The organism is Bradyrhizobium sp. SZCCHNR1051, from assembly GCF_032489615.1.
Classification (GTDB): domain Bacteria; phylum Pseudomonadota; class Alphaproteobacteria; order Rhizobiales; family Xanthobacteraceae; genus Bradyrhizobium.
The window spans coordinates 246,205-272,485 of sequence record NZ_JAUEYJ010000001.1 but is presented as its reverse complement, the minus strand read 5'-3'; the positions used below and the strand labels follow the sequence as shown (position 1 = coordinate 272,485).

24 protein-coding genes are annotated in these 26,281 nt (G+C 65.5%); 19 read left to right on the top strand and 5 right to left on the bottom strand.

Features of this window, described 5'->3' with window-relative positions:
* The first annotated feature begins 59 nt into the window (after window positions 1–59).
* The 13 genes from QW868_RS01195 (at window position 60) to QW868_RS01135 (ending at window position 11,854) form a co-directional block, all read left to right on the top strand.
* Window positions 60–1,298, top strand: a complete 1,239-nt coding sequence (locus QW868_RS01195; RefSeq protein ID WP_316229736.1) for an ABC transporter substrate-binding protein — start codon at window positions 60–62, stop codon at window positions 1,296–1,298.
* 65 nt (window positions 1,299–1,363) lie between these two features.
* Window positions 1,364–2,230 carry an ABC transporter permease subunit gene (locus QW868_RS01190; protein WP_315738172.1) on the top strand — a complete coding sequence of 289 codons (867 nt, stop codon included), beginning with the start codon at window positions 1,364–1,366 and terminating at the stop codon, window positions 2,228–2,230.
* The gene (locus tag QW868_RS01185) at window positions 2,230–3,282 is read left to right on the top strand and encodes a branched-chain amino acid ABC transporter permease (RefSeq protein WP_316229735.1); all 1,053 of its coding nucleotides are present in this window, start codon (window positions 2,230–2,232) and stop codon (window positions 3,280–3,282) included. Before QW868_RS01190 ends, QW868_RS01185 begins: the two co-directional genes overlap by 1 nt.
* Before the next feature lies 1 nt (window position 3,283).
* Window positions 3,284–4,012 carry an ATP-binding cassette domain-containing protein gene (locus QW868_RS01180; RefSeq protein ID WP_316229734.1) on the top strand — a complete coding sequence of 243 codons (729 nt, stop codon included), beginning with the start codon at window positions 3,284–3,286 and terminating at the stop codon, window positions 4,010–4,012.
* Window positions 4,009–4,710, top strand: coding sequence for an ABC transporter ATP-binding protein (locus QW868_RS01175; protein ID WP_315780133.1), 702 nt, complete (start codon window positions 4,009–4,011; stop codon window positions 4,708–4,710). The genes QW868_RS01180 and QW868_RS01175 overlap by 4 nt, the downstream gene beginning before the upstream one ends.
* A gap of 83 nt (window positions 4,711–4,793) precedes the next feature.
* Complete coding sequence (locus tag QW868_RS01170; protein ID WP_316160085.1) at window positions 4,794–6,308, top strand: amidase; 1,515 nt, start codon at window positions 4,794–4,796, stop codon at window positions 6,306–6,308.
* Window positions 6,308–6,610, top strand: coding sequence for a putative quinol monooxygenase (locus QW868_RS01165; RefSeq protein WP_316229733.1), 303 nt, complete (start codon window positions 6,308–6,310; stop codon window positions 6,608–6,610). The genes QW868_RS01170 and QW868_RS01165 overlap by 1 nt, the downstream gene beginning before the upstream one ends.
* Before the next feature lie 220 nt (window positions 6,611–6,830).
* The gene (ureE, locus tag QW868_RS01160) at window positions 6,831–7,280 is read left to right on the top strand and encodes an urease accessory protein UreE (protein ID WP_316229732.1); all 450 of its coding nucleotides are present in this window, start codon (window positions 6,831–6,833) and stop codon (window positions 7,278–7,280) included.
* Window positions 7,273–7,950 carry an urease accessory protein UreF gene (locus QW868_RS01155; protein ID WP_315780126.1) on the top strand — a complete coding sequence of 226 codons (678 nt, stop codon included), beginning with the start codon at window positions 7,273–7,275 and terminating at the stop codon, window positions 7,948–7,950. The genes ureE and QW868_RS01155 overlap by 8 nt, the downstream gene beginning before the upstream one ends.
* An 11-nt stretch (window positions 7,951–7,961) precedes the next feature.
* Window positions 7,962–8,660 carry an urease subunit beta gene (gene ureB, locus QW868_RS01150; RefSeq protein ID WP_315780124.1) on the top strand — a complete coding sequence of 233 codons (699 nt, stop codon included), beginning with the start codon at window positions 7,962–7,964 and terminating at the stop codon, window positions 8,658–8,660.
* A gap of 4 nt (window positions 8,661–8,664) precedes the next feature.
* The gene (gene ureC, locus QW868_RS01145; RefSeq protein ID WP_316229731.1) at window positions 8,665–10,371 is read left to right on the top strand and encodes an urease subunit alpha; all 1,707 of its coding nucleotides are present in this window, start codon (window positions 8,665–8,667) and stop codon (window positions 10,369–10,371) included.
* Window positions 10,368–11,012 (top strand): urease accessory protein UreG, encoded by a 645-nt coding sequence (gene ureG, locus QW868_RS01140; RefSeq protein WP_316229730.1) that lies wholly within the window; start codon window positions 10,368–10,370, stop codon window positions 11,010–11,012. The genes ureC and ureG overlap by 4 nt, the downstream gene beginning before the upstream one ends.
* Window positions 11,009–11,854 carry an urease accessory protein UreD gene (locus tag QW868_RS01135; RefSeq protein ID WP_316229729.1) on the top strand — a complete coding sequence of 282 codons (846 nt, stop codon included), beginning with the start codon at window positions 11,009–11,011 and terminating at the stop codon, window positions 11,852–11,854. The genes ureG and QW868_RS01135 overlap by 4 nt, the downstream gene beginning before the upstream one ends.
* Here the strand turns inward: QW868_RS01135 and bla are convergent.
* From bla to styA, 4 genes are all read right to left on the bottom strand, one after another.
* Window positions 11,809–12,672, bottom strand: coding sequence for a class A beta-lactamase (gene bla / locus QW868_RS01130; protein WP_410051272.1), 864 nt, complete (start codon window positions 12,670–12,672; stop codon window positions 11,809–11,811). The two genes, QW868_RS01135 and bla, sit on opposite strands and share 46 nt — an antisense overlap.
* Window positions 12,673–12,693: 21 nt before the next feature.
* Entirely contained in the window at window positions 12,694–13,485 is a 792-nt protein-coding gene (gene xth / locus QW868_RS01125) for an exodeoxyribonuclease III (protein ID WP_315738159.1), read from the bottom strand.
* 420 nt (window positions 13,486–13,905) lie between these two features.
* On the bottom strand, window positions 13,906–14,433 hold the full coding sequence (locus QW868_RS01120; protein WP_316229727.1) for a flavin reductase family protein: 528 nt from the start codon (window positions 14,431–14,433) through the stop codon (window positions 13,906–13,908).
* 16 nt (window positions 14,434–14,449) lie between these two features.
* Window positions 14,450–15,697, bottom strand: a complete 1,248-nt coding sequence (gene styA / locus QW868_RS01115) for a styrene monooxygenase subunit StyA (RefSeq protein ID WP_316229726.1) — start codon at window positions 15,695–15,697, stop codon at window positions 14,450–14,452.
* 95 nt (window positions 15,698–15,792) lie between these two features.
* Between styA and QW868_RS01110 the strand changes: the two genes are divergently transcribed.
* From QW868_RS01110 to QW868_RS01095, 4 genes are all read left to right on the top strand, one after another.
* Window positions 15,793–16,698 carry a LysR family transcriptional regulator gene (locus tag QW868_RS01110; RefSeq protein ID WP_316229725.1) on the top strand — a complete coding sequence of 302 codons (906 nt, stop codon included), beginning with the start codon at window positions 15,793–15,795 and terminating at the stop codon, window positions 16,696–16,698.
* Window positions 16,699–16,965: 267 nt separating this feature from the next.
* Entirely contained in the window at window positions 16,966–17,706 is a 741-nt protein-coding gene (locus tag QW868_RS01105; RefSeq protein ID WP_316229724.1) for a metallophosphoesterase family protein, read from the top strand.
* A gap of 1,051 nt (window positions 17,707–18,757) precedes the next feature.
* Window positions 18,758–20,035 carry a group II intron reverse transcriptase/maturase gene (ltrA, locus tag QW868_RS01100; protein ID WP_316229723.1) on the top strand — a complete coding sequence of 426 codons (1,278 nt, stop codon included), beginning with the start codon at window positions 18,758–18,760 and terminating at the stop codon, window positions 20,033–20,035.
* A gap of 420 nt (window positions 20,036–20,455) precedes the next feature.
* On the top strand, window positions 20,456–22,771 hold the full coding sequence (locus tag QW868_RS01095) for an ATP-binding protein (RefSeq protein ID WP_316229722.1): 2,316 nt from the start codon (window positions 20,456–20,458) through the stop codon (window positions 22,769–22,771).
* 15 nt (window positions 22,772–22,786) lie between these two features.
* Here the strand turns inward: QW868_RS01095 and erpA are convergent, their stop codons facing one another.
* Window positions 22,787–23,128 (bottom strand): iron-sulfur cluster insertion protein ErpA, encoded by a 342-nt coding sequence (gene erpA, locus QW868_RS01090; RefSeq protein ID WP_315711699.1) that lies wholly within the window; start codon window positions 23,126–23,128, stop codon window positions 22,787–22,789.
* A gap of 110 nt (window positions 23,129–23,238) precedes the next feature.
* Between erpA and QW868_RS01085 the strand changes: the two genes are divergently transcribed.
* A complete protein-coding gene (locus tag QW868_RS01085; RefSeq protein WP_316229721.1) occupies window positions 23,239–24,405 on the top strand; it encodes a deoxyguanosinetriphosphate triphosphohydrolase in 1,167 nt (388 codons plus the stop codon).
* Between the two features lie 8 nt (window positions 24,406–24,413).
* Entirely contained in the window at window positions 24,414–26,210 is a 1,797-nt protein-coding gene (argS, locus tag QW868_RS01080) for an arginine--tRNA ligase (protein WP_316229720.1), read from the top strand.
* Window positions 26,211–26,281 lie beyond the last annotated feature (71 nt).

The window sequence follows — 26,281 nt, the reverse complement described above, 5'->3', positions numbered from 1 at the left end:
TTGTCATTTTAAACTTATCGCGGATCATGAACCGGCATCATCAACCCATGGGGACCTTTATGACTCTCTCCCGACGTCGTTTCCTGCAACGCTCGGCCATCGCGACCTCGACATTGATCGCGGCACCCGCCGTGCTGCGCTCGGGTGCGCTCGCGGCCGAGAATCCGATCACGGTCGGCAGCCTGCACGACCAGTCCGGTCCCATCGGCACCTCCGGCACGCCGATGGTCTATGCGCTGCAGCTTGCCGTCGAGGAGATCAATGCCGCGGGCGGCCTGCTCGGACGTCCCTTAAAGGTGATCCACTACGACACCCAGTCCAACATCCAGATGTACTCGCAATACGCCCAGCAGTTGGCGGTGAAGGACAAGGTCGACGTCGTTCACGGCGGCATCACCTCGGCCTCGCGCGAGGCGATCCGGCCGACCTTCGACCGCTTCAAGGTGCTGTATTTCTACAACACGCTGTACGAAGGCGGCGTCTGCGACCGCAACACCTTCTGCACCGGCACGACGCCGGCGCAGACCGTGGAGAAGCTTGTGCCGAGCGCGATGAAGAAGTCCGGCAAGAAGGCCTACATCATCGCGGCCGACTACAATTACGGTCAGATCACCGCGAAGTGGATGACCAAATACTGCAAGGACAATGGCGGCGAGATCCTCTCGACCGACTTCTTCCCGCTCGACGTCACCAATTTCGGCTCCACGATCTCGAAGATCCAGGCGGCGAAGCCCGACCTGATCCTGTCGGCGCTGGTCGGCGGCAACCATACCGCGTTCTACCGGCAGTGGACCGCGGCCGGCATGAAGGGGAAGATCCCGATCGCCTCGACCACCTTCGGCCTCGTCAACGAGCCCTCGACGCTCGATGCCGCCGAGAGCGACGCCATCATCGGCGCCTACGGCTATTTCGAGGAACTCACCACGCCGGCCTCCAAGAGCTTCGTCGAGAAGATCAAGAAGGCGCATCCGGATTCGCCTTATATCAGCGAGCTCGCCTCGTGCACCTATGAAGGGGTGATGCTCTGGGCCGAAGGCGTCAAGAAGGCGGGCAGCATCGACCGGATGAAGGTGATCGAGGCGCTGGAAAGCGGCCTCGTCTTCGACGGTCCCAGCGGCAAGGTCTCGCTGGACAAGCAGACCCATCACACCGTTCGCAACGCGTTCCTCGCCGAGGTGAAGGATCGCAAATGGTCGGTGCTGGAGACCTACACCGACGCCAAGCCGGCCGACACCGCTGGTGTCTGCGACCTCGTCAAGAACCCGAACGACGTCAAGCAGTACATCATCAATCTCTGACGCCTGCCGGGTCCCGCCGTCCGGCGGGGCCCGGTTTCACTGGACTGCCTTGAAAGATCTGACGCATGGCGATCTACGTCATCCTCGCGCTCGACGTCCTCAACGGAATCTCCTCGCTGTTCCTGTTGTGCCTTGGGCTCGCGATCATCTTCGGCATGATGAAGATCATCAATCTCGCCCATGGCGAGTTCATCATGCTGGGAGCCTATGCCACCGTGATCTCGGCCAACGCCGGGGTGAACATCTGGATCGCGATGCTGATCATCGCGCCGTTGTTCGTCGGCATCGTCGGCCTCGTCATCGAGCGCTGCCTGATCCGCTTTCTCTATGGCCGCCTCGTCGATTCGATGCTCGCGACCTGGGGCCTCAGCCTCCTGATCATCGGGATCGTCACGACGATCTATGGCAACACCCAGCAGGGCGTGCCGACGCCGCTCGGCGGCTTCTCGATCGGATCCTACCAGTCGAGCTACTACACGCTGTTCCTTGCGTTGATGGCGGCCGTCATGATGGCGATCATCTACGGCGTGATGCGCTACACCCGCTTCGGCCTGGTGGCGCGGGCGACGATGCAGAACCCGGCGATGGCGGCCACGCTCGGGGTCAATCCGGCCCGCGTCTACATGAGCACCTTCGCGCTCGGTGCGGCCGTGACGGGCCTCGCCGGCGGCCTGCTGGCGCCGGTGTCAGGCATCACCCCGGTGATGGGCGGGGCCTATGTCGCAAAAGCCTTCATGACCGTGGTCGGGGGCGGCGCGGCGATCCTCTCCGGCACGCTGTCCGCGGCAAGCCTGTTCGGCTCGGTCAACCAGATCGGCGCCTACTTCACCACGCCTGTCTATGGCGAGGTCATCGTCTTCACCACCGCGATCGTGCTGATCCGCTTGCTGCCGCAGGGCATCTCCGGGCGCTTCTTCAAGGGGAACCTGTGATGCCCAAGCACTCCCGTCTTGCGGGCCAGATGGGTGCGATCGTCCTTGCCATCGTGGCGATTGCGATCGTGCCGAGCGTGATCGAGCTGTTCGCCCTGATGCAGCTGACGCTGTTTGCCGCGATGTCGGTGCTGGCGCTGAGCCTCGCCTTCATCTGGGGCTATGGCGGCATCCTGTCGTTCGGGCAGACCGCGTTCTTCGGGCTCGGCGGCTATGCCTATGCCATCGCGGCCATCAATTTCCAGGATTCGACGCCTGCGATCCTGCTGGCCATCGTGATTCCGGCGCTGTTCGCAGCGATCCTCGGCTACTTCATCTTCTTCGGCCGCATCTCCGACGTCTACCTCGGCGTCATCACGCTCACGGTCACCCTGATCCTGTTCAACTCGGTCAACTCGACCTCGGGCGATGCCTACAAGATCGGCAAGGCGCTGCTCGGCGGCTTCAACGGCATGCCGGCGGTGCCGACCTTCAACATGCCGTTCGATCCGTCGACCGTGCTGTCGCCGGAGCAGTCGTGGTGGACGACAGCCTATGTGCTGCTTGGCGTGTTCCTGCTGCTGCGGCTGCTGCTGGCGCTGCCGGCCGGGCGCGTCATCGTCGCGGTGCGTGAGAACGAGGTGCGGGCCTCGCTGCTCGGCTATGACCCGCGGCTCGTGAAGTGCCTGACCTTCATCCTCGGCGGCGCGATCGCCGGTCTTGCCGGCGCGCTCTACGTCAACTGGGGCGCCTTTGTCAGCCCCACCATCTTCAGCCTGTCGCTGTCGGCCGAGATCATCATCTGGATCACGGTCGGCGGTCTCGGCACCTTGCTCGGTCCGATCATCGGCTGCGTCGTGATCGAATACATCGTCGCCTATATCGGCTCGCAGCAGCTCTTGAACTCCAACCTCGTGCTCGGCTGCGTGCTGGTGATCTTCGTGCTGCTGCTGCCGAAGGGCATGGTGCCGACCGCCCGCGATCTTGTGATGCGGCTGATGCCGGACAGGAAGAAGACCGGCGGTCCCCCGATGCAGCCAGCGGCGGCGCCGCATCCCGCAGGAGCCGAATGACATGGCGGACCTGGTTCCTCTGCTCAAGGCCGAGCACCTGACGATGCGCTTCGGCGGCGTGGTCGCTAATGACGACATCAACTTCACGCTTCAGGAGATGGAGCTGCGCTGCCTGATCGGCCCGAACGGCGCCGGCAAGAGCACGTTCTTCAAGACGCTGACCGGACAACTGGTGCCGACGTCGGGCAGCATCGCATTCCGTGGCATGCCGATCGCGGGCAAGCTGTCGCACGAGATCGCGCGGATGGGGATCGGCATCAAGACCCAGGTCCCGAATGTGTTCAACGGCCTCTCGGTGCGCGAGAACATCTGGATGGCGGTGCGCCGCAAGGCGACGCCGCGCCAGCAGGGTCCGGCGGTCAATGCCGTGCTCGAGATGATCCGGCTGACCGACTACGCCGACAGCATCGTCGCCACCCTGTCGCACGGCCAGCGGCAATGGGTCGAGATCGGCATGGTGCTCGCCGCCGAGCCGGAGCTGATCCTGCTCGACGAGCCCGCCGCGGGGATGACCGACGAGGAGACCTTCCACACCGCGGCGATCATCCGCGAGATCAACCAGACCCGCGCCATTGTCGTGGTCGAGCACGACATGGAGTTCATCAAGCAGATCGCCAAGCGCGTGACCGTGTTCCACCAGGGCCGCGTGCTGGTCGAGGACACCGTCGACAAGGTGCTCGCCGACCAGCGCGTGCGCGACGTCTATCTCGGCAAGAAGGTGGCCGCATGAGCACGCTCCTCGAGGTCAAGGGGCTCAAATCCGGCTACGGCCGGATCCCGATCCTGTTCGGCATCGACATGACGGTGGCCGATGGCGAGTATCTCGGCATTCTCGGTCACAACGGCATGGGCAAGACCACCGCGCTGCGCACGCTGATGGGGCATCTGCCGACCACCGACGGCTCGGTCGTGTTCGCCGGCAAGACCATCACGCATCTGAAGCCGCATGAGCGCTCGCGGCTCGGCATCGGCCTTGTGCCCCAGGGCCGCGAGATCTTCCCGGACCTGTCGGTCATGGAAAATCTGCGCATGGGCCTCGCATCCGCGCCCAAGGAAGATCGCAGCGTCATTGATGCCGTGCTCCAGGATTTCCCGCGGCTGGTCCGGCTGCTCGATCGTCGCGGCGGCGCGCTGTCCGGCGGCGAGCAGCAACTGCTGGCGCTGGCGCGCTGCCTCTGCACCAAGCCGAGGCTGATCCTGCTCGACGAGCCGACTGAAGGCATCCAGCCATCGATCATCGAGGAGATCATCGAGACCCTGCTGGCGCTGAAGATGCGCTGGAAGATGTCTTTGATCGTGGTCGAGCAGAACCTCGAATTCATCACGTCGTTGTCCGATCGCATCCTGCACATCCAGAAGGGGCGCATCACCGAGGAGCTCGACCGTGAGACTCTGCTGGCCCGGGAAGGTCAGATGGTCCCGAGCTAGAATCTACCGGCGCGCTGCGCCGGACCATTGAACTGACAATTTGCTGTCTCTGCCCAGCTTGTCCTCACAAGAAAGGATGACTCATGTCCATCAAACGCCCGAATGCCGAGGAAGTCGCCGATCTCGCCGCCAGCCTGCATATGAACATGACGGTCGAGGAGGCCGCCGAATATCTGTCGCTGATGGGTGGCATGTTCGATCAGTACGACATCATCGATGAGTTGCCGAACCCGCTGCCGCCGGTGAAATATCCGCGTACGCCGGGCGCCAAGCCGCCGGCGAAGGAGAACAAGTACAACGCCTGGGCGATCAAGACCGAGGTCAAGGGCGCAGCGGGCGGCAAGCTCGCAGGCCGCACCGTGGTGCTGAAGGACAACGTCGCGCTCGCCGGCGTGCCGATGATGAACGGCTCGACCACGCTCGAGGGTTTCATTCCCGCCGCCGACGCCACCATCGTCTCCCGCATCCTCGATGCCGGCGGCACCATCGTCGGCAAGGCGGTCTGCGAGCACTTCTGCCTGTCCGGCGGCAGCCACACTTCCAATCCCGCGCCAGTGCACAATCCCTGGAAGATGGGCTATTCGGCCGGCGGCTCGTCCTCGGGTAGCGCCGCGCTGGTGGCGGCCGGCGAGGTCGACATGTCCATCGGCGGCGACCAGGGCGGCTCGATCCGCATCCCCGCGTCCTATTGCGGCATCTACGGCATGAAGGCGACCCACGGTCTCGTGCCCTACACCGGCGTGATGCCGATCGAGTCGACGATCGACCACACGGGACCGATGACCAAGTCGGTTGCCGACAATGCGCTGCTGCTCGAAGTGCTGGCCGGCGCCGACGGGCTCGATCCCAGGCAATATGCGCCGAAGGTCTCCGCCTACACCGAGGCGCTCGGCAAGGGCGTCCAGGGCCTCAAGATCGGCGTGCTCAAGGAGGGCTTCAGCGCGCCGAACATGGAAGAGGGCGTCGTCAGCAAGGTCAAGGCCGGTGCCGAGCGCTTCGCCAAGCTGGGCGCCTCGGTGTCCGAGGTCTCGATCCCCGAGCACATGCATGCGCTGGCGGCGTGGAATCCGATCACGCTCGAAGGCTTCCTGGTGCAGATGATGCTCGGCAACGGCATGGGCTTCAACTGGAAGGGCCTGTATGACGTTGGCCTGCTCGATGCGCATTCCGGTTGGCGCACGCGCGCCGACGACCTGTCGGTGACGCTGAAGCTGACCATGCTGGTCGGGCAGTGGGGCCTCGAGCACTATCGTGGCCGCTACTACGCCAAGTCGCGCAACATCGCGATTCAAGCCAAGGCGGCCTATGATGCGATGTTCGGCTCCTATGATCTGCTGCTGATGCCGACCCTGCCGTGCGTCGCCACGCCGATCCCGGCCAAGGATGCGCCGCTCGCCGAGGTCGTGCAGCGCGCCTTCGAGATGACCGCGACGACCAGCCCGTTCGACGTGACAGGCCATCCGGCGATGACCTTGCCGTGCGGCTTGTCGGACGGCCTGCCGGTCGGCCTGATGCTGATCGGCAAGGACTATGGCGAGTCCACGATCTACCAGGCGGCGAGCGCGTTCGAGGCCGACGGTGACTGGAAGACGTTCTGATGATCACCATCACCGCGGTCATCAGGGCCAAGGCGGGACACGAGGCCACGATGCGCGACGCCCTCGTCGCCGTCGCGGCCCATGTCGCGGAGAGCGAGCCGGAGACGATCGGGTTCTTCATCTCGCAGAGCGAGGCCGAGCCCGGTCTGTTCACGACCTACGAGCGCTTCGCCGACAAGGCCGCGATGGACCGCCACAACGGCTCCGCCGCGGTGGCGACCTTCTTCGGCATCGCCAAGCCGATCCTTGACGGCGAGGTCATTCTCGTGACCTCGCAGGAGGTCTCGGCGACGCTGCGGTAGGGCGCGGAGGTACTTGAGCAAACCAATCGTCCTTCGAGACGCCCGCCTTGCGGCGGGCTCCTCAGGACGAGGACGGTGGCTGTGGCGGGAGAAAACTCACAGCGAAGCTAACCCACCGCGAAACTCTCAACCCTCATGGTGAGGAGCCCGCCACTTGGCGGGCGTCTCGAACCATGAGGCCCCAATGCCGAGAACTGACGAACAAAGAGGACCAACGCCGATGCTCCGCCTGCACGGCATCATAGGACGCGCCGACGACAGGGCCTATGCCCGGCAACTGCACGCCCTTGAACATCGCGGCGGCATCGAGCTGTTGTTCGTGCCGCCCGCCGATGCCGGCCGCAAGCGCTTCCGCCTGACGACTGATCGCGGCACCGATTGCGCGGTCAGCCTCGATCGCGACGAGGATCTGATCGACGGCGCGCTGCTCTATCTGGAATCCGATCGCGCCATCATCGCCCGTTTCGGCGAGCAGAGGGTCTGGCACCTCACGCCGCGCGATCCGGCCAGCGCGCTCAAGCTCGGCTGGCACGCCGGCAATCTGCATTGGCGGGTTCGCTTCGAAGACGATTGTCTCGTCGTGCTGCTCGATGCGCCGCTCGAGACCTATCGCGCGCGCATCATGCCTTTGATCGAGTCCGGCGAGGTCGTGGAGCGCGATCATGTTTGATCGTGCCGAGGCGCTGGCGCTCCTGCAACTCGGCGACAGCGCGTTTCCAGCCGGCGGCTTCGCCTTCTCGTGGGGCATCGAGGGCCTCGCCGCCGACGGCCTGCTGTCGAACCGCGACGATCTCGATGGCGTCATCGCCGATCATCTGCAGCAGCGCTGGGCCAGCATGGACCGCATCCTGCTGCGCCGCGCTTGGCGCGCCTGCGACACCGCCGCCATCGCCACCGTCGATCGCCTTGCCGAGGCCACCACGCCGTCGGCTGAGATGCGCGACGGCTCGCGGCGCGCGGGCAGGGCGCTGCTCGGCGTCTGGGTCAAGCTCGCCGGTCCCTTGTCCGTGTCCTATCGCGCGTGCGTCTCGGCGGATGCTCGGCTCGGCCATCTCGCCGTCGTGCAAGCCATTGCCGGCCGTGATGCTGGCCTCGGCCTCGATGCGGCGGAGCTCGTTTCCGGCTGGACCCTCATCACGGGCCTCGTCAGTGCCGCCGTGCGGCTCGGCCTGATCGGCCACATCGACTCCCAGCGCAGCCTCGCGCGCGCCCGCGCGCTGCTCTCCGATTTGCTGGCCGATACGCCCGACGATGACCCCATGCCGTCGAGCTTCACGCCCTTCATCGACATCGCCGTGTCGCGCGGTCCGCTGCGGCACGTGCGCATGTTCACGACCTGAGAGGTTGCGCCATGATGAACCTGTCGCCGACCGAGATGGATCGTCTCGTGATCTTCAACGCCGCGCAGATGGCGCGGCGCAACCGCTTGCTCGGCATCAGGCTCAGCCATCCCGAGGCCGTGGCCTACATCACCGACGAGGTGATGACCGCCGCGCGCCGCAATCTGCCCTACGCGGAGATCCGCGACATGGCGGGACGGCTGCTCACCACCGACGACGTCGAACCCGGCGTCGCGCAGATGATCCCGATGCTCTATGTCGAGCTGATGTTCGCCGAGGGCACCAAGGTGATGGCGCTGTTCGAGCCGATCCAGCCGGCCGACGGCACCGCGGGTGACGAGTTCGTGCCCGGCGAAATCATTGCGGGCGGCGACGACATCGCGATGTTCACTGCGCTGCCGGCGGTCACGCTCGACGTCGTCAACACCGGCGACCGCGACATCCAGGTGCGCAGCCATACCCATTTCTTCGAGGTCAACCGCGCACTGTTGTTCGATCGTGCCGCCGCCTGGGGCATGAAGATCGATCGTCCGGCTGGACTCGGCGTCCGCTTCGAGCCGGGCGTCACCAAATCGGTACGCCTCGTGCCGATCACCGGCGACCGGATCGTGCGCGGCCAGGCCGGTCTCGTCAACGGCCCGCTCGATGCGGCCGGCGCGCGCGAAGCCGCGTTGAAGCTCGCGCAGTCGCGCGGCTACCTGGGAGCCTGAGATCATGGCCACGCTGACCCGCCGCGCCTATGCCGAGCTCTACGGTCCGACCAAGGGCGATCTCGTCAGGCTCGCCGACACCAGCCTGCTCGCCGAGATCGAGCACGACTACACCATCTACGGTCATGAGCTTTTGGTCGGCGCCGGCAAGAATTTGCGCGACGGCGAGGCCATCGCCGGCCATCGCACCTGTCAACACAAGGTGCTCGACGTCGTCATCAAGAACGCCACCATCATCGATGCCGTCGCCGGCATCGTGAAGGCCGACATCGGCATTCGCGACGGCCGCATCGTCGGCATCGGCAAGGCCGGCAACCCCGACGTGATGCCGGACGTGCATCCGGACATGGTGGTGGGACACACCACCGCGCCGATCGCCGGCGGCCCGTTCATCGTCACGGCGGGCGCGATCGAATCCCACGCGCATCTGATCTCGCCAGAACAATCCGATCATGCCCTGGCCGGCGGCACCACGACCCTGGTTGGCAACGGCTCGGGGCCTGTCTTCGACGTCGGCAGCGGCTCGGGGCCGAACTTCGGCCATTTCCTCAAATCGATCGAGTTCTCGCCGCTGAACTACGCGCTGTTCGGCCGCGGCGGCTCCAACCCCGAAGCGGTCGAGGAGGCGGTCGCGGCCGGCGGCATGTCCGTCAAGATCCACGAGGATTTCGGCGCCGCGCCCGACGTGATCGACAAGAGCCTGATCGCCGCCGACCGCAACGATTTCGCCGTCCATCTGCATACCGACTCGATCAATGAATACGGCTTCTGCGAGGACACGATGGCCGCGGTCGATGGCCGCACCATCCACATGTACCACGTCGAGGGCGCCGGCGGCGGCCATGCGCCCGACCTGCTCAAGGTCGTGTCCTGGCCCAACGTGATCCCGTCCTCGACCAATCCGACCAATCCCTACACCTCGTATGGGATGGAGGAGGGCGTACCGATGACGATGATCTGTCATCAGCTCAACTACAACGCCCCCGAGGACGTCATGTTCGGCGAGGCGCGGGTGCGCGCGCAGTCGATGGCGGCGGAGGATTTCCTGCACGACATGGGCGCGATCTCGATCTTCGGCACCGACACGCAGGGGATGGGCCGGCTCGCCGAGAACGTCGCCAAATGCTGGCAGCTCGCCAGCGTGATGAAGGACCGCATCGGCCGGCTGCCGGAGGAGACGACCGCGCGCGCCGACAATGAGCGCATCAAGCGCTACGTCGCCAAGCTCACCATCAATCCCGCTGTTGCCGTCGGCATCGATCATGTCGTCGGCTCGATCGAGGTGGGCAAGATGGCCGATCTGGTGCTGTGGCCGCGCGCCTCGTTCGGCCTCAAGCCCTACATGGTGATCAAGAACGGCTTCCCGGTGTGGGCGGCGATGGGCGACGGCAATGGCAGCCTCGGCCTGTCGGAGCCGATGATCCAGAAGCGGATGTGGGGCGCGCTCGGTGCTGCGCCCCAGCGGCTCGGCGTGAACTTCATGTCGAAGCTCGCGGTCGAGGCCGACATCCGCCGCAAGCTCGGGCTTGGACGTGAGACCGTGCAGATCAAGAATGTCCGTCGCCTGCGCAAGACCGACATGATCAGAAACGCGGCGATGCCGCATGTCGAGATCGATCCGCAGACGTTCGAGGTGCGCGCCGACGGCAAGCTGCTGATGTGCCCGCCGGCCACCACGGTGCCGCTCGCAAGGAGGTTCATGCTGCGATGAGCCGGCTCGTTCTCACCCGCGTCGATCAGCCCATGACCGCGGCGCGCGTCGGCGTCGGCGGCCCCGTCGGCTCCGGCAAGACGGCGCTGGTCGAACGCCTGATCCCGGCGCTGCAGGCGCGCGGCATCGACATCGCAATCATCACCAACGATCTCGTCACGTCAGAGGATGCCGAGCGCGTCCGCCGCTCCGGCCTGATCGATCCTGAAAGAGTCTCGGCGGTCGAGGCCGGCGCCTGCCCGCACACCGTGATCCGCGAGGACCCGACGCTCAACATCGAGGCCGCCGACGAATTGGAGCGGCGCTTTCCCGGCGTCGAGCTGATCCTCTTGGAGAGCGGCGGCGACAATCTCGCTTCGACGTTCTCGCGCGACCTCACCGATTTCTGGATGTTCGTGATCGACGTCGCCGGCGGCGACGACATCCCGCGCAAGCGCGGTCCCGGCGTGGTCCGCGCCGATCTGCTCGTCATCAACAAGGTCGATCTCGCTCCGCATGTCGGCGTCGATCTCGCCCGCATGCAGCGCGAGGCGACGGAGGTGCGCGGTGGCCGGCCCGTGCTCTTGACCAACTGCCGGCGCGGCGAGGGCGTTGAAGCGATCGTCGACCTGCTCGAGCGCGAGGTGCTGTTCCGCACGTGAGCGCTTCAGCCCCAGAGCCGCCGCGGCTCGATCTCTCCTTCGTTCGCCGCGGCGGCCGTACGGTGATCGATCGCCGGTTGTTCGCCTGGCCGTTCGTGTTGACGCGCAGCTTCCACACCGATGCAGAGCGGCCTGATCTCCTCAGCGTGATCCTGCAGACCGGCAGTGGCGCGGTGCATGGCGAGGACCGGCTGACGCAACGCTTCACGCTTGGCCCGGGTGCGGCGGCCTGCGTGACGACGCAGGGCGCAACGTCAGTGTATCGCGCCGAGCCGGGCGCGCGGGCGGTAGAGCAGGTGCTGCTGCGCGTCGCGGCCGGCGCGTCGCTCGACTACCGACCCGAGCCGCGCATTCTGTTTCCCGGGGCTGCCTTGTGCCAAGTGCTCGACCTGGACTGCGCCGCCGATGCATCGGCGCTCGTGACCGACGCCTTCACGATGCATGACCCGGACGGGCAGGGGCGCTTGTTCCGCGAGCTCGACTCCACGCTCGTCGTGCGCCGGACGGGCGAGGAGCCGCTCCTGATCGACCGCATGCAGCTGCGCGATCCCGATGTCGCCGTCTTCAAGGGCCATCGCGCGTTCGGCTCGGCCGTGCTGATGCTGCCCCCGACGCACGATCTCACCGCGCTCCGCCAGCGTCTCGCCGATGCGCTGTCCTGCATCGGCGCCCTCTATGCTGCGGCGAGCCTGCTGCCGGATAGCGCCGGTCTCGGCGTGCGCCTCGCCGGCCGCGAGATGCGCCAGCTGCGCACCGGATTCGACGCGATCGCCGCGATCTATCGCGAGGCGGCGGCTCAGGCCCCGAGCGCGCTGGCGACGGCGCGGCCGACCGCGGCGTGAGCCGCGTTGCGCTTGTCGTCGTCCGCCTTGGTCCCGGTGAGATAGCTCGTCACGATCACAGCCGCGCGCCCCGTCGGCCAGATCACCGCGACATCGTTGCTGCTGCCGCGCTCGCCGGAACCGGTCTTGTCGCCGACGCGCCATTCGCCGGGCAGGCCGGCGCGCAGCTTGGCACCACCGGTCTTGCAGCCGATCAGCCATCCGTTCAGGACATCGCGCGACGCGGCCGACAACGCGTTGCCGGTCGTCAGCTTCGCCAAGGTCTGCGCCATCGCCGCCGGCGTCGTGGTGTCCCTGGGATCGCCCGGCACGCTTTCATTTAGCTCGGGCTCGATGCGGTCGAGCCGGGTGATGGCGTCGCCGAAGCCGCGGATGGCGCGGGTCAGTCCGGTCGGACCGCCGAGCGACGCCAGCAGCAGGTTCGCCGCCGTGTTGTCGCTGAGCGTCACGGTCGCCTCGCACAATTCACCGACCGACAGGCCCGACGTCCCCACATAGGCCTTGGTGACCGGCGCATAGGACAGGATGTCTCCTTGCGCGATCGGAATGCGGCGCGCCAGCTGCTCGGCGCCGGCATCGACCTTGGTCAGGATCGCGGCCGCCAGCAGCGCCTTGAAGGTGCTGCACATCGGGAACCGCTCGTCGAGCCGGTGGCCGCTCAGGGCGCCGCTCGCGGTGTCCAGCAGCGCCACGCCGAGCCGCCCGCCGCTGTCGGCCTCGATGCCCGCAATTGTCTCTTGGAGGTCGGCTGCGAGCGCGGGCTTCACCAGCAGGGGCACGAGCGCGAGCGGAAACAATTGCCGCCGTGAGTAACGCATCACGGGAACCGTCCTTGAACTCTACGCCGTCTCGAGATCGAAATCGGCCCATACCGGCACGTGGTCGGACGGCTTCTCCCAGGCGCGGACATAACTGTCGATGCCGACCTCGACCAGCCGGTCGCTGGCCTGCGGCGACAGCAGCAGATGATCGATTCGGATCCCCATGTTCTTCTGCCAGGCGCCCGCCTGATAGTCCCAGAACGTGTATTGCCCGGGCGCATCGGTCACCGCGCGCAGCGCGTCCGTGAGCCCGAGGCCGAGCAGCGCCTGGAAGCTCTCGCGCGTCTGCGGGCGGAACAGCGCGTCCTCGACCCAGGCTTCCGGATTGGAGACATCGGCCGCCGTGGGGATGACGTTGAAGTCGCCTGCGAGGATCAGCGGCTCCTCGGTCTTCAGCCGTTCACGCGCATAGTCACGAAGCCGCGACATCCATTTGAGCTTGTAGGGATATTTTTCCGTGTTCGGCGGATTGCCGTTGGGCAGATAGAGGCAGGCGATGCGGACGACGCCGTGCTTCAGGCTGACCACGCCTTCCAGGAAGCGCGCATGCACATCCTCGGCATCCCCATCGAGCCCGGACTTGGTCTCGTCGAACGGCAGCTTCGACAACAGCGCCACGCCGTTGAAGGTCTTCTGGCCGTGCGTCACGACGTTGTAGCCGAGCGCCTCGATCTCCAGCCTGGGGAATGCGTCATCGGTGCACTTGATCTCCTGCAGGCAGACGATGTCCGGCGCGCACTCCTTCAACCAGGTGAGGAGGTGATCGATCCGCTGCCGGACCGAATTGACGTTCCAGGTGGCGATGCGCATGGCCTGAGGTTCCCGGGGGAAGGAGAAACGGCCTCGGTTAGATCAAGCCGCGACCACCCCGGTCAAGGCGAATGGCGTGGAATCACAGGCTGAACGAGCGCCGCTAGCTGACGACGCGCGCAACTCCTGTGGACCACCGGCCGCAGGGCTGGCGCCTGCGGTGCCGATCCATTTGACGACGAGGCGGGGTGGGCGGTAAAATTTAGGTTCGATCGTCACGTGGCCGCGCTCCGGTCATCCTGGAGCCGCCACAACGGGGGGCATCGACCCCGGACCGATCGGCGGTTGAGCCTCACGACTGTGCCGGACCCGCAGTCTTCAATGTGACGATGTTTGGCTCACTAAGTCGTCCCGGCGAACCGCTTCATTTTCCATCGTCGTGCGGCAGGGGGCTGCCGTCACTCCAGGGCACGGTCACGCTCAGATGGTCCAGCCCTCCGCCGGATAGGCGAGCGCGTCGTTCGGCTGAATTTCCGCTCCCAAACCATTGCGGAAGCGGCTGGCGTAGAACGCCAGCGGCAGGCCGTCCTGGTGCCGGCACCAGCGGACTTCGCCGATGAACAGCGTGTGGTCGGCGATCTCGATCGTGCTGACGACCTCGCAGCCGAACTGCGCGATGGCCTGCGGCAGCAGGAAGAACCCGTCGCGCGCGTCAAGCGCTGGTGCTCGTTGGGCCAGCGGGGTGCCGGCGAAATGCCGGCATATCGCGACGGCGTCGGCGGCGAGCACATTGACCGCATAGCGACGTGTCGTGCTCACCGCCTGCCACGTCCGGCCGCGCTTCAGCGACACCAGCACCGTCGGAGGCTGCATCGAGACCGTGGTAAAGCTGTTGGCGGTCATGCCGACCGCCGCGCCGTCTTCGCCGCTGCTGGTCACCACGGTCACACCGGTCGAGAACCGCGACGCGGCCGCGCGAAAACTGGCCGGGTCCGGCTGATGGCTCATCGGCTTCTCTCCGCCATCACGCTGCAAGCTTTGCTCGGTCATCGATCCAGGCATGAATCCGCCGCTCGCTCGCCAGCCGGTCCCATTGCCGCTCCGGATAGTTGAAATTGTCGGTGAACTCGTCGCAGAGCCCGCGATCCTGCGCCATGGTGAAGATCAACCGCCCCATCGCCTCCGAGGGCGGCTGCAGCATCAGGTTGGTCCAGCGCGCTGCGGCAAGCACGCGGTTCTCACGCGCGCGATCCACCGTCTCGACGAAGCGGTCGTCGAACGCCACCGCCTCGGTGATCGCCTTGCCAAGCTCGAACGCGGCATAGGAGGCCATGTTGGCACCCTGGCCCATCATCGGATCGACCACGGAGTGCACGTCGCCGAGCGCGATCGCGATCTTGCCGTCGTCGAAGCTGACCGAGGAGCGCCGCACGGTCGGCACCACGGCGCCCTGCAAGAGGTCCAGCGGCTGCAGATCGAAGCGGTGCGTGTCGATCCGGTTGTAGGTGTGCGGATGGTGCTTCTCCAGCTTGTCGAGCAGCATCCGCCGGAAGCCCGAGGGATCGGCGTCGTAGTTGAGCGACACCAGCTCGGCCATGTCGCCGCCGGGAATGTTCTCCATCAGCAGCGCTGTCTTCATGCCGCCGAAGGTGAGCGTCGGGATCACGATCATCTCGCCATGCCCCGGCGAGACCGACAGCGTCACGCCGCGCGGATCGTCGCCGTCGGGGCTGCCGTGGTCGACGCCGTCATAGAGGCCGACGCAGAGCAGGCGCTGCGGCTGGTTGTAGGGCGACAGCTCCGGCCGGTGGCTGAACATCCGCCCCAGCGCGCCCTTGCCGGTCGATACCACCAGCAGGTCGAAGCGCGCCACCAGGGCCGGAATGTCGTCGTCCTGAATGCTGGCATATTCGATCGCGCCGCCGCGATCCTCGAAATCCTTCATCAGCGCCGGCAAATAGATCCGATAGTCGACGGCCCGGCTCGGCTGCTTGAACGCGCCGCGGAAGAGCAGGGGGCTGCCCGGAAAATTGAAGAAGTGATCATGGTGGTGATAGACGACATCAGGATCGTCCCAATGGTTCACGCCGAGCTCGTTCTCGCGTGCCACCGTGACGCCGTGGTGCGCCACCGTGTTCATCAGCCGCGTTGCAGCATACTGCTCGGGCTCGCGGTCGGTCAGGACCGTCGCCCGGACGCCATGCTTTTGCAGATAGAGCGCGAGATGCAGCCCGCCGATGCCGGCTCCGACAATGCCAATCGACTTCTCCATGGTCTCCCTCCGTTTGATTTTTTGAGAGGCTAGACCAGGCCGCCTCCTGACGTATACGGAATGAGGAGAATAAAACTCATTCCGGGGAGGAATGGATGGACCGGATCGACGCGCTGCAGACCTTCATCCGCGTCATGGAGGCCGGCAGCTTCACCCAGGCCGCGGCCGATCTCGGCTTGGGACAACCGGCGATCACCAAGCGCATCGCGCTCTTGGAGGAGCAGTTCGGCTGCCGCCTGTTCGTCCGCACCACGCGCAAGCTGCGTCCGACCACCGAGGCCGATCGCGTCCTCAAGCTCGCCAAGGACATCGTCACCTTGTTCGAGAGCGCGGGCATGCCGTCGCCGAAGCGCGTCGGCGCGCCCTCCGGGACCTTGCGGATGACGGTGCCGACCTCGTTCGGCCGCTATTTCTTCAGCGACGTCTTCGCCGAATATAGCCGCCGTTATCCCGAGGTGCGGCTCGACATCCGGTTCACCGAGCAGTTCGTTGACCTCGTCGAAACCGCAACCGAGCTCGCCGTCCGCATTGGCGTGCTCAGCTCGAGCTCGCTGGTCGCGCGCCGCGTCGGCACCGTGAAGCGGCTACTGGTCGCGGCGCCCACGCTGCTCGCCCGGCACCGTCAGCCGCGGCTGCCGAACGATCTGCGCGAGCTCCCCTGCGTGACCTATTCGCGGTTGTCGCCAAAGAACGAATGGAGCTTCGAGTCCGAGACCGGCCGCCACGTCGTCGGCATCATGCCATCGCTCACGTGTGATGACGCCGACATCATGACCCTGGCCGCGCTGGAAGGGCTCGGCGCTGCCGTGCTGCCGGACTGGTGCGCGGTGGAGCATATCGCGTCGGGCAAGCTGATCCACTTGCTGCCCGACTACGACGTCCCGTCGCTGCCGCTGCACGTCGTCTATCCCGATCCGCAATGGATGTCGCATAGGGCGCGTCTGTTTCGCGACCTGATCATCGAGCGCGCCGATGTGTTCGCGATCAATGCGCCGCAATGAGAGAATCGTAGGGTGGGCAAAGGCGCACAGCGACGCGCCAGCGTCGCGAGCACCGTGCCCACCGTTCCACAACATGATCGCGATGGTGGGCACGCGCCGCCTTCGGCGCCGCTTTGCCCACCCTACGTTTGCGCCGTCATTGCGAGCGAAGCGAAGTAATCCATAGTTCCTGGGTCGCCCTGGGTTGCTTCGCTTCGCTCGCAATGACGATCATGCTATGGCTCTGTCTCAAGTGATCACTACGAATTGCGACGCGAGGAAACGACAATGCGACTGGCCGTGATTTCCGATGTGCATGGCAATCTTCCGGCACTGGAGGCCGTGCTCGCCGACATCGCGACCCGCAGCGTCGATGCCACCGTCAATCTCGGCGACTGCGTCACCAGCCCGCTATGGCCGCAGGAAACCTTCGAGCTGCTGCAGTCGCTGGCGCTGCCGACGGTGCGCGGCAATCATGACCGCTGGATCGAGGAATGGCCGGAGGAGAAGCTGTCGCCGGCCGGCCGCTTCGCGCGTGCGGCGCTCACGCCTGAGCAGCGACGCCAGTTGCATGCCTTGCCGGCGCGGATCGCGTTGAAGCAGGGCATTCTTGCCGTCCACGGCACGCCGGATGACGACAGCACCTGCCTCCTCGAAGAGATGCTCGACGACGGCCGCTACGTCTCGGCGCGTCGCGACGTGCTGGCCGCGCGTCTCGTCAATCTCGGCGGCGCCACGCTGGTGCTGTGTGGCCACAGCCATCGGCAGGCGATGGTGCAAGTGCCGCGCGGGCCTCTGGTCGTCAATCCCGGCAGCGTCGGCTGCCCCGTATTCGGCGACATCCCCGTCGCTGCCCAGCTCGAATATCGCTCGCCGCACGCGCGCTATGCCGTTCTGACGGAGCGGCGCGGACATTGGCAGGCGGAGTTGTTCGCGCTGACCTACGACTGGGATCGCGCCGCGGCGCGCGCCATGGAGAACGGGTTTCCGCGTTGGGCCAGCGCCTACGCATCCGGCGCGGTGATCTGAGGGATCGGTCCGAGCGCGGCGCGACACTGGCCCTCGCGCGTGCCCGTCGGGCAAATCGGTGGCGCGGCCTTGTGTATTCTTCGAGCGTCAGCCGGTGCGGCCGGCGTCGAATCCGTCTGCGCGCCGAAAGGATTTTCGTCAGTCGCTTCAAGCTGATTTGCCCTGTCCAGTCCCGCGTCGCAAAATTTCGTTGTTTCTTTTTATCAGAAATCATGCTTCGTTCAGGTCGTCCCGCCCCGGCACGAGGGGCGTATCGCGATCGTCACGACACGCGGGGTGGGATGCGACGGGCGCTGTGGACTGCAGCACGGATGATGCCGTGCGGACGAACAGTCCTGGCGCACGCCGAAATCGCATGGTCCTGGTCTCCCGATGCTGAGGCCAAGCCGGTGGGGACGATGATCCGCCGGTCACGGGGGCAATCAAGCCGGTCCCCGGGGAGAGTGCGTATAAGGTGCGCCGTGGAAAGGCGCGGTTCTTGAGAGGGTGAAAGTCCCTTCCGGCAAATGTCGTTCCAGCCGGTAGCAATCGGAGCAGTCGGCGAGGTAACGACCCGGCTGAAGCCTCCGGTGGAGAGGGTCACGAGGTGACTTGGCGAGTGGGCGGGCTGTAACACGAGTGAACGTTGAGCAGGCCTCGAAAAGCTCGATGTGGAGGCTGACCTGGCCTTATTACAGGGAAAGCTGACATCGCTGGGGAAGAGAGCGACACGCGCACCCAGCGGCTCCACCGGGGTAGTGACGACGGCACGTCCACAACGAGAACCGAAGCAACACGGGAGACCCCATCGCGCGGTCGAGCGAGAGACCAACCGGAGGCCTGTGAAGGTCAGGCCGGGCGCGGCGGGGAGTCGGATGGGCTCGTAGTACCGGGGAAGCCGGGTAATGCCGGTGGAGGGAAGGAGCCCTCGTTCAGGCCAATGTAGAAAGTGGCGCGGGAGGGGAGATTGGGTCACCTCGAAACTCCACCAAGTGTCCGGAAGCTGCAGACTGCGTTACATGCGAAAGCGAAGGCAGAACCCGGGTTCAGGTTCTATCTTCTGTACGACAAGGTGTCTCGGGCGGATGTTCTGAGCTTCGCCTATGCCAGATGCAAAGCCAATGGCGGCGCGGCTGGTGTGGACGGTCAGACGTTCGAGGCCATCGAGGCGTATGGAGGCCAAGGTGCGTCGTCCGCGGATCACAAGAACCCGGATGTCGACAATGGCTGGAATCCGTGGCTCGGAGAACTGGCGGAAGAGCTCAGGAACAAGACGTATCGGCCGCAAGCGGTCAGACGGGTCTACATTCCGAAGCCGAACAGCAAGAAAATGCGACCTCTGGGGATCGCGACGATACGCGACCGGGTGGTTCAGACGGCGGCGATGCTGGTGCTCGAGCCCATCTTCGAAGCCGATCTGGAGCCCGAGCAATATGCGTACCGCGCCGGCAAGACTGCGCTGGACGCGGTGGAGACCGTGAACCGCCTGCTCAATCTGGGGTACACGGCCGTCGTCGACGCGGACCTGCGTGGCTACTTCGACGAGATACCGCACGGACCGCTGATGAAATCAGTGGCGCGCCGGATCTCCGACCGGCACATGCTGCATCTGATCAAGATGTGGATCGAGGCGCCGGTCGAGGAGACGGACGATCGCGGGCGCAAGCGTCGGACCACGTGGAATCGGGACGAGCACCGCGGCATCCCGCAGGGCTCTCCGATCTCCCCGCTGCTGGCGAACCTGTACATGCGACGGCTGGTGTTGTGGTGGAGACAATCGGGCGCGCGGCGGCGGCTGAAGGCCGTCATGGTCAACTATGCCGACGACTTGGTGATCTGCTGCAAGGGTACGGCCGACATCGCCATGCAGACGATGCGAGAGGTCATCAAGAAACTGCAACTGGCGGTCAACGAGGACAAGACACGAATCTGCCACCTGCCGGAAGAGCGGTTCGACTTCCTGGGCTACACGTTCGGACGGTGCTACTCCCACAAGACCGGGAAGGCCCACCTCAACTCGAAGCCATCGAAGAAGAGCATCAAGCGAATCTGCGATGCGATCAGGAACGAGACGGGCCGGCACAGGACGTTGTTATCAACCGAGAAGGTGGTGAAGCGGCTCAATGCCAAGCTCACCGGATGGGCGAACTACTTCCGTCTCGGGCCGGTCTCACCGGCCTACAGGGCGGTCGATGCCCATGCCATCCATCGGCTGCGCCAGTGGTTATGCGAAAAGCATCGGGTTCAAGGCCAGGGGTACAATCGCTTCCCCGACCGGTACCTCTACGAGACGTTGGGGCTGGTACGGCTGCCGAAGTCGACGCGTAACCTGCCGTGGGCGAAGGCATGAGAGCTTGCCCGGGAGCCGGATGCGCGAAACGCGCACGTCCGGTTCGATGAGCGGGGAAGGGAAACGGGGCGTTGCCGAATGGCCCAAGCCACCGCGCCCTTCCTCGACTCTACGCGTAGAGCCGTCGCGCAGGGAATGCCGGTTGACCGGCTGGACCTGTGGTGACTGCCGCCTGCTTTTTTTCTGCAGGCGGGCCATGGGTTGCGGCCAGCTCCCGGCATTCCCTGCGCCCTCGACCTCAACGAGGGTGAAATCGACGATCATGACTCGGGCATATCGTGCCGCGAGAACGACGAGTTGCATCCAGCCCTGTCAGCGCGCGCGTTCGGAGCTTCCGTAATTCTACGGGCGGGACAATTAACGCGGCTGAAGCAGCCGGTCAGGCATGGCAAGGGATCACAAGGAAGGTTCTGCGCGCTCATGAATTGGCCTGGGGATCCCACGCGCTCGAAGCGAACGGCCGGTGGCAGCCCGCTGGGTGCCTTCTTCCTTTGGATCGGCGGCTTCGGCGCCATCGAAGGTCTCGACGATGAAGCGCTGACCGAGCGCGATCGCCGGCGCATCCGGGCGCAGCAGGTCGATGCCGTCGCGCGCCTCGTCCCCGTGACCATCGGCATCAATTTCGCCAACGCGGCGATCATTCTCGGCGTGTTCTGGAACACCGTCTCCAATCTCTTCCTCATCGCGTGGGGCGCCGCGATCGCCGTGGCCGGCGGCATGGCGCTGCGCGGCTGGTGGCGCGCGCGCAAGTCGTGGCCGCAGGAGGCGTCCGAACGCGCCATCTCCCGGATGACGCTGCAGGCGTTTTTCTTGGCAACCATCTGGGGATCGCTGCCGCTGATCGTGATGCCGCAGGTCGATCCGCATCTGCAGATCATCGTGGGCTCGCTGATGACCGGGATGATCTCCGGTGGCGCGTTCGCGATGTCGAGCGTGCCGCGGGCCGGCCTCGCCTACACCTGGACCCTGATGCTCGCCTCGGTGGGCTCGCTGCTTCTGTGCGGCGGCGCGACCTATCTCGTGCTCGTCGTGTTCCTGCTGCTCTACACCTCGTTCATGGTGCGTCACCTGGTGTCGCACGGCAACGTGTTCCTGGAGAACCTGAAGGCGCAGATCCGGCATGAGCGCCAGAACGAGACGATCTCGCTGCTGCTGAAGGAATTCCAGGAGAACGCCGCGAGCTGGCTGTGGCAGACCGATGCCGAGGGCCGTCTGATCGACGCGCCGCAGCGCTTCGCCGACGTGGCGCAGCTTCCGCTCGATCAGCTCAAGGGCGAGCGGCTGATCGATACGCTGAAATATCTCTGCCCCACGGATACGGCGACGCTTTCGACTCTCGCCGACCGCATGGCAAAGCGGCTATCGATCCCGGAGATCCTGATCCATGTCGTGGTCGCGGGCGGCGAGCGCCGCCGCTGGGCGCTGACGGCGCGGCCGGCGCGCGACCATGAGGGCAAGTTCGCGGGCTATCGCGGCTTCGGCCGCGACGTCACCGAGCGCTGGCGGGCCGAGCAGGCGGAGGCCGAGAGCCGTGCCAAGTCCGACTTCCTGGCGATGATGAGCCACGAGATCCGCACGCCCATGAACGGCGTGCTCGGGCTCGCCTCGACCCTGCTGGAGACAAAGCTCGACGATGAGCAGCGCCACGCGGTCATGACGATCCGCGAGTCCGGCGACAATCTGCAGCGCATCCTCAACGACATCCTCGATCTGTCCAAGCTCAATGCCGGCAAGCTCGAATTCGAGACGGTGGATTTTTCGCCGGCAGCCCTGGTCGAGGCGGTCACCGCCATCATGGGGGTCAATGCGAAATCGAAGAGCCTGCTGGTCAACGCGGACATCGATCCGAAGCTGCCGCCGGCTCTGAAGGGCGACGTGGCGCGCATTCGCCAGGTCCTGATCAATCTTGCATCGAACGCGGTGAAGTTCACCGAGCGCGGCGGCGTCACCATTGCCGTAGCCTGCCGCACGCGGGACGATCACAAGGCGACGATCGAATGGCGGGTCTCCGACACCGGCATCGGCATTCCCGCCGATCGGGTCGGCAAGCTGTTCACGGATTTCGCCCAGGCCGATGCCTCGATCAACCGCCGCTTCGGCGGCACCGGGCTGGGGCTTGCGATCTCCCGGCGCATCATCGAGCAGATGGGCGGGGTCATCGCGGTGTCGTCGGTACAGGGCGAAGGCTCGACCTTCCGCTTCAGCCTGACCCTGCCGTGGAGCGACAAGCAGGTGTCCGATCAGCGCGGCGACCGGGTCGGCGCCGGTGACCTCAAGGCGCGGATCGAAGCGCTCGGCCGTCCGTTGCGCGTCCTGATCGCCGAGGACGACGCCACCAACCGCATGGTGGTGTCGAAGATGCTGCAGGAGTTCGCGGTCGACAAATGCATCGTTCCGGATGGCTTGCAGGCGGTGAAGGCGGCGGACGAACAGGAATTCGATCTGGTGCTGATGGACGTCCGCATGCCCGAGATGGATGGCATCACTGCGACCCGGACCATCCGGGCGAGGGGCGGGCGGCTCGCCGAGCTCCCGATCATCGCGCTCACGGCCAACGCCTTCCCGGACGACATCAAGCAGTGCCGCGAGGCCGGCATGACCGACTTTCTGGCCAAGCCGTTGCGCAAGCCGGCCATGGTGGCGGCGATGCTGAAGGCAATCGGAACACCCGCACCGAGCCTTGAAGGGCCAACGCTTGCGCCGTCCGACGGCCCTGCCGTTACCGCGGAGGTCTGACCGATACGACGGAGGCTAGACCGAGAAGCTGGTGCCGCAGCCGCAGGAGGCGGTGGCGTTGGGATTATTGACCCGGAACGAGGCGCCCATCAGGTCGTCGACGAAATCGACCTCCGAGCCGGCGAGGAACGGCACCGAGGCCGGATCGACCAGCACGACCGCGCGATCGCGCTCGATGACGAGATCGTCGTCCGCCTTGGCGCGGTCGATGTCGAACTTGTACTGGAAGCCGGAGCAGCCACCGCCTTCGACCGAGATGCGCAGCATCGCGCCGGCGCTCTCCTTGCCGAGGATCTCTCCGATGCGGCGGGCGGCGCGTTCGCTGATGGTGACGGGGCCGGTCGAGGCATCAGTCATGGCAATGGGTCTCCGGGAGGCGCGTCATGCCCTATTCATTTGGTGCCGGGCACTCCCCATAGTTAAGTGGGCTCCGTCGAGGAATCAAATCGCAAAAGGAACAATCGCCCGTGTCGGTCGGAATGGCTGCCCCCCGCGCTCCCTATTCCTGCGATCCCGATCGCAGCCGGGGCCGCCTGTTCGCCGAGCCGCCGTCCCGCACCCGCAGCCCCTTTCGCCGCGATTGCGACCGCGTGATCCATTCGACCGCCTTCCGACGGCTCAAGCACAAGACCCAGGTGTTCGTCTTCCACGAAGGCGACCACTACCGCACCCGTCTGACCCATTCTTTGGAAGTCGCCCAGATCGCCCGCGCGCTCGCCCGCCAGTTCGGCCTCGACGAGGACCTGACGGAGACGCTGGCCTTGGCGCATGATCTCGGCCATCCGCCGTTCGGCCATGCCGGCGAGCGCGCGCTGAACCGCTGCATGGCGGACCATGGCGGCTTCGACCACAATGCCCAGACATTGCGCATCGTCACGTCGTTCGAGCAGCGCTACCCGGATTTCGACGGTCTCAACCTGACCTGGGAATCGCTCGAGGGCATCGTCAAGCACAACGGGCCGTTGCAGGCGCCGATCCCGCCGGGAATTACCGAGTTCAACGCCCGGTTCGACCTGGAGCTGTGGAGCTATGCCTCGCTCGAGGCCCAGGTCGCGGCGCTGGCGGACGACATCGCCTATGATGCCCACGACATCGACGACGGGCTGCGCGCCGGCCTGTTCACGGTCGACGACCTCAAGGAGATTCCGCTGCTCGCGGCGATGATCGCCGAGATCGACCGCCAATATCCGGCGCTCGATCCGATCCGGCGCGGCGCCGAACTGGTGCGCGAGCTGATCTCTTACCTGATCGCAGCCGTAGCGGCCGAGACCGAGCGCCGGATCGCGCGGGCGCAGCCGATGTCGCCTCACGACATCAGGCGGCACAGCGGGCCGCTGGTGGCATTTCCGGCCGATGTGGCCGAGCACGAGGCGACCATCAAGGGGTTTCTCTGGCAGCGGATGTACCGCCATGAGCGGGTGATGCGGGTGATGCGCGATGCCGAGCGCATCGTCGCCGATCTGTACGGCCGCTACCATGAGGACGGTTCGACGCTGCCCGTGGGCTGGCTGGACGGTTGCGAGGGCGAGGGCGATCGGGCTCGCCGCATCGGCCACTTTATCGCCGGAATGACGGACCGTTTCGCCTTAACGGAGCACCACCGGCTTTTTGACTCGACTCCGGATTTGCGTTAGGCGGCGGCATGGTCGAACAAGCTTCCACCCCTTACCTTTTTGCCGACATGCTCGCGCGTGTCCACGCCATCTGCGCCGCGCTCGCCAAGGATGGCGGCTGGCCCGAGGGCATCGATTTTTCGCGCGTGGTGGTCGAGCCGCCGCGCGATCCGAGCCACGGCGACATGGCCACCAATGCGGCGATGGTGCTCGCCAAGGAGGCGAAGGCCAAGCCGCGCGATCTCGCCGAGCAGATCGCCGAACGTCTGCGTGCCGACGAACTCGTCGCCAAGGTCGACGTCGCCGGTCCCGGCTTTATCAATCTGACGCTTCAGCCGGTGGTCTGGGCGCAAGCGCTCGGCACTATCCTGCGCCAAGGCGCTGCTTACGGCTGCGTCGCGCCGGTGCCCGGCGCGCCGAAGGTGAACGTCGAGTACGTGTCGGCCAATCCGACCGGGCCGATGCATGTCGGACACTGCCGCGGCGCCGTGTTCGGCGATGCGCTATGCAGCCTGCTGCAGTTCGCCGGGCGCGACGTCACGCGCGAGTACTACATCAACGACGCCGGCGCGCAGGTCGACGTGCTCGCGCGCTCCGCCTTCCTCCGATATCGCGAGGCGCTCGGCGAGGATATCGGCGCGATTCCGGATGGGCTCTATCCCGGCGACTATCTCAAGCCGGTCGGGCAGGCGCTCGCGAGCGAGTACGGCGACAAGCTCAAGGCGCTCGCTGAGACCGAGTGGCTGCCGATCGTACGCGACAAGGCGATCGCGATGATGATGGCCGAGATCAAGGACGATCTCGCCGCGTTGAACATCCGTCATGACGTGTTCTTTTCGGAGCGCTCGCTGATTGCAGGTAGCACCAACAAGGTTGCCGACACGATCGAGTTCCTGCGCGAGCGGGGCGACGTGTATGAAGGCCGTCTGCCGCCGCCAAAGGGCGCGCCGGTGGAGGATTGGGAGGATCGCGAGCAGCTCCTGTTCCGCGCCACCGCCTATGGCGATGACGTCGATCGTCCACTGATCAAGTCGGACGGCAGCTACACCTATTTCGCCTCCGACATTGCCAACCACCGGCACAAGTTCGAGCGCGGCTTCGCCGACCTGATCGACGTATTCGGCGCTGATCACGGCGGCTACATCAAGCGCATGCAGGCGGCGGTGAAGGCCGTCACGGCTGCGCAGGCCGTGCTCGACGTCAAGGTCGTGCAGCTCGTCAAGCTGTTGCGCAATGGCGAGCCGGTGAAGATGTCGAAGCGCTCCGGCGACTTCGTCACCTTGCGGGAAGTTGTTGATGAAGTGGGGCGCGATGCGGTCCGTTTCATGATGCTCTACCGCAAGAACGACGCCGTGCTCGATTTCGACCTTGCCAAGGTGATCGAGCAGTCGCGCGACAATCCCGTGTTCTACGTCCAGTACGGCCACGCGCGAGGGCATTCGATCTTCCGCAATGCCCGGGAAGGCCTGCCCGAATTGCCGGAGGCGGAGGGCGCGCGACTCGCGTTCCTGGCGCAGGCGAATCTCGAAAAACTATCCGACCCGGCTGAACACGACCTCTTGAAACGGCTGGCACTGTACCCACGTACGGTTGAGAGCGCGGCCGTAGCGCATGAGCCGCACCGGATCGCCTTCTACCTATATGAACTTGCAAGCGAATTTCACGCCCTCTGGACGCGGGGGCGGGATTTGCCCTATTTACGCTTCATTATCGATGATGATGCAGAATTGACCAAGGCACGTTTGGCCATGGTTCAGGGCGTCGTCTCGGTTCTGGCGTCGGGACTTGCGATCTTGGGCGTTAATGCTCCTGATGCAATGCGCTGATTGGGGGAAACACACGACTTCAGTTGGGGGCCTCAATCTGGCAGGGTCCGCCTTAGGACGCATATGCGGCT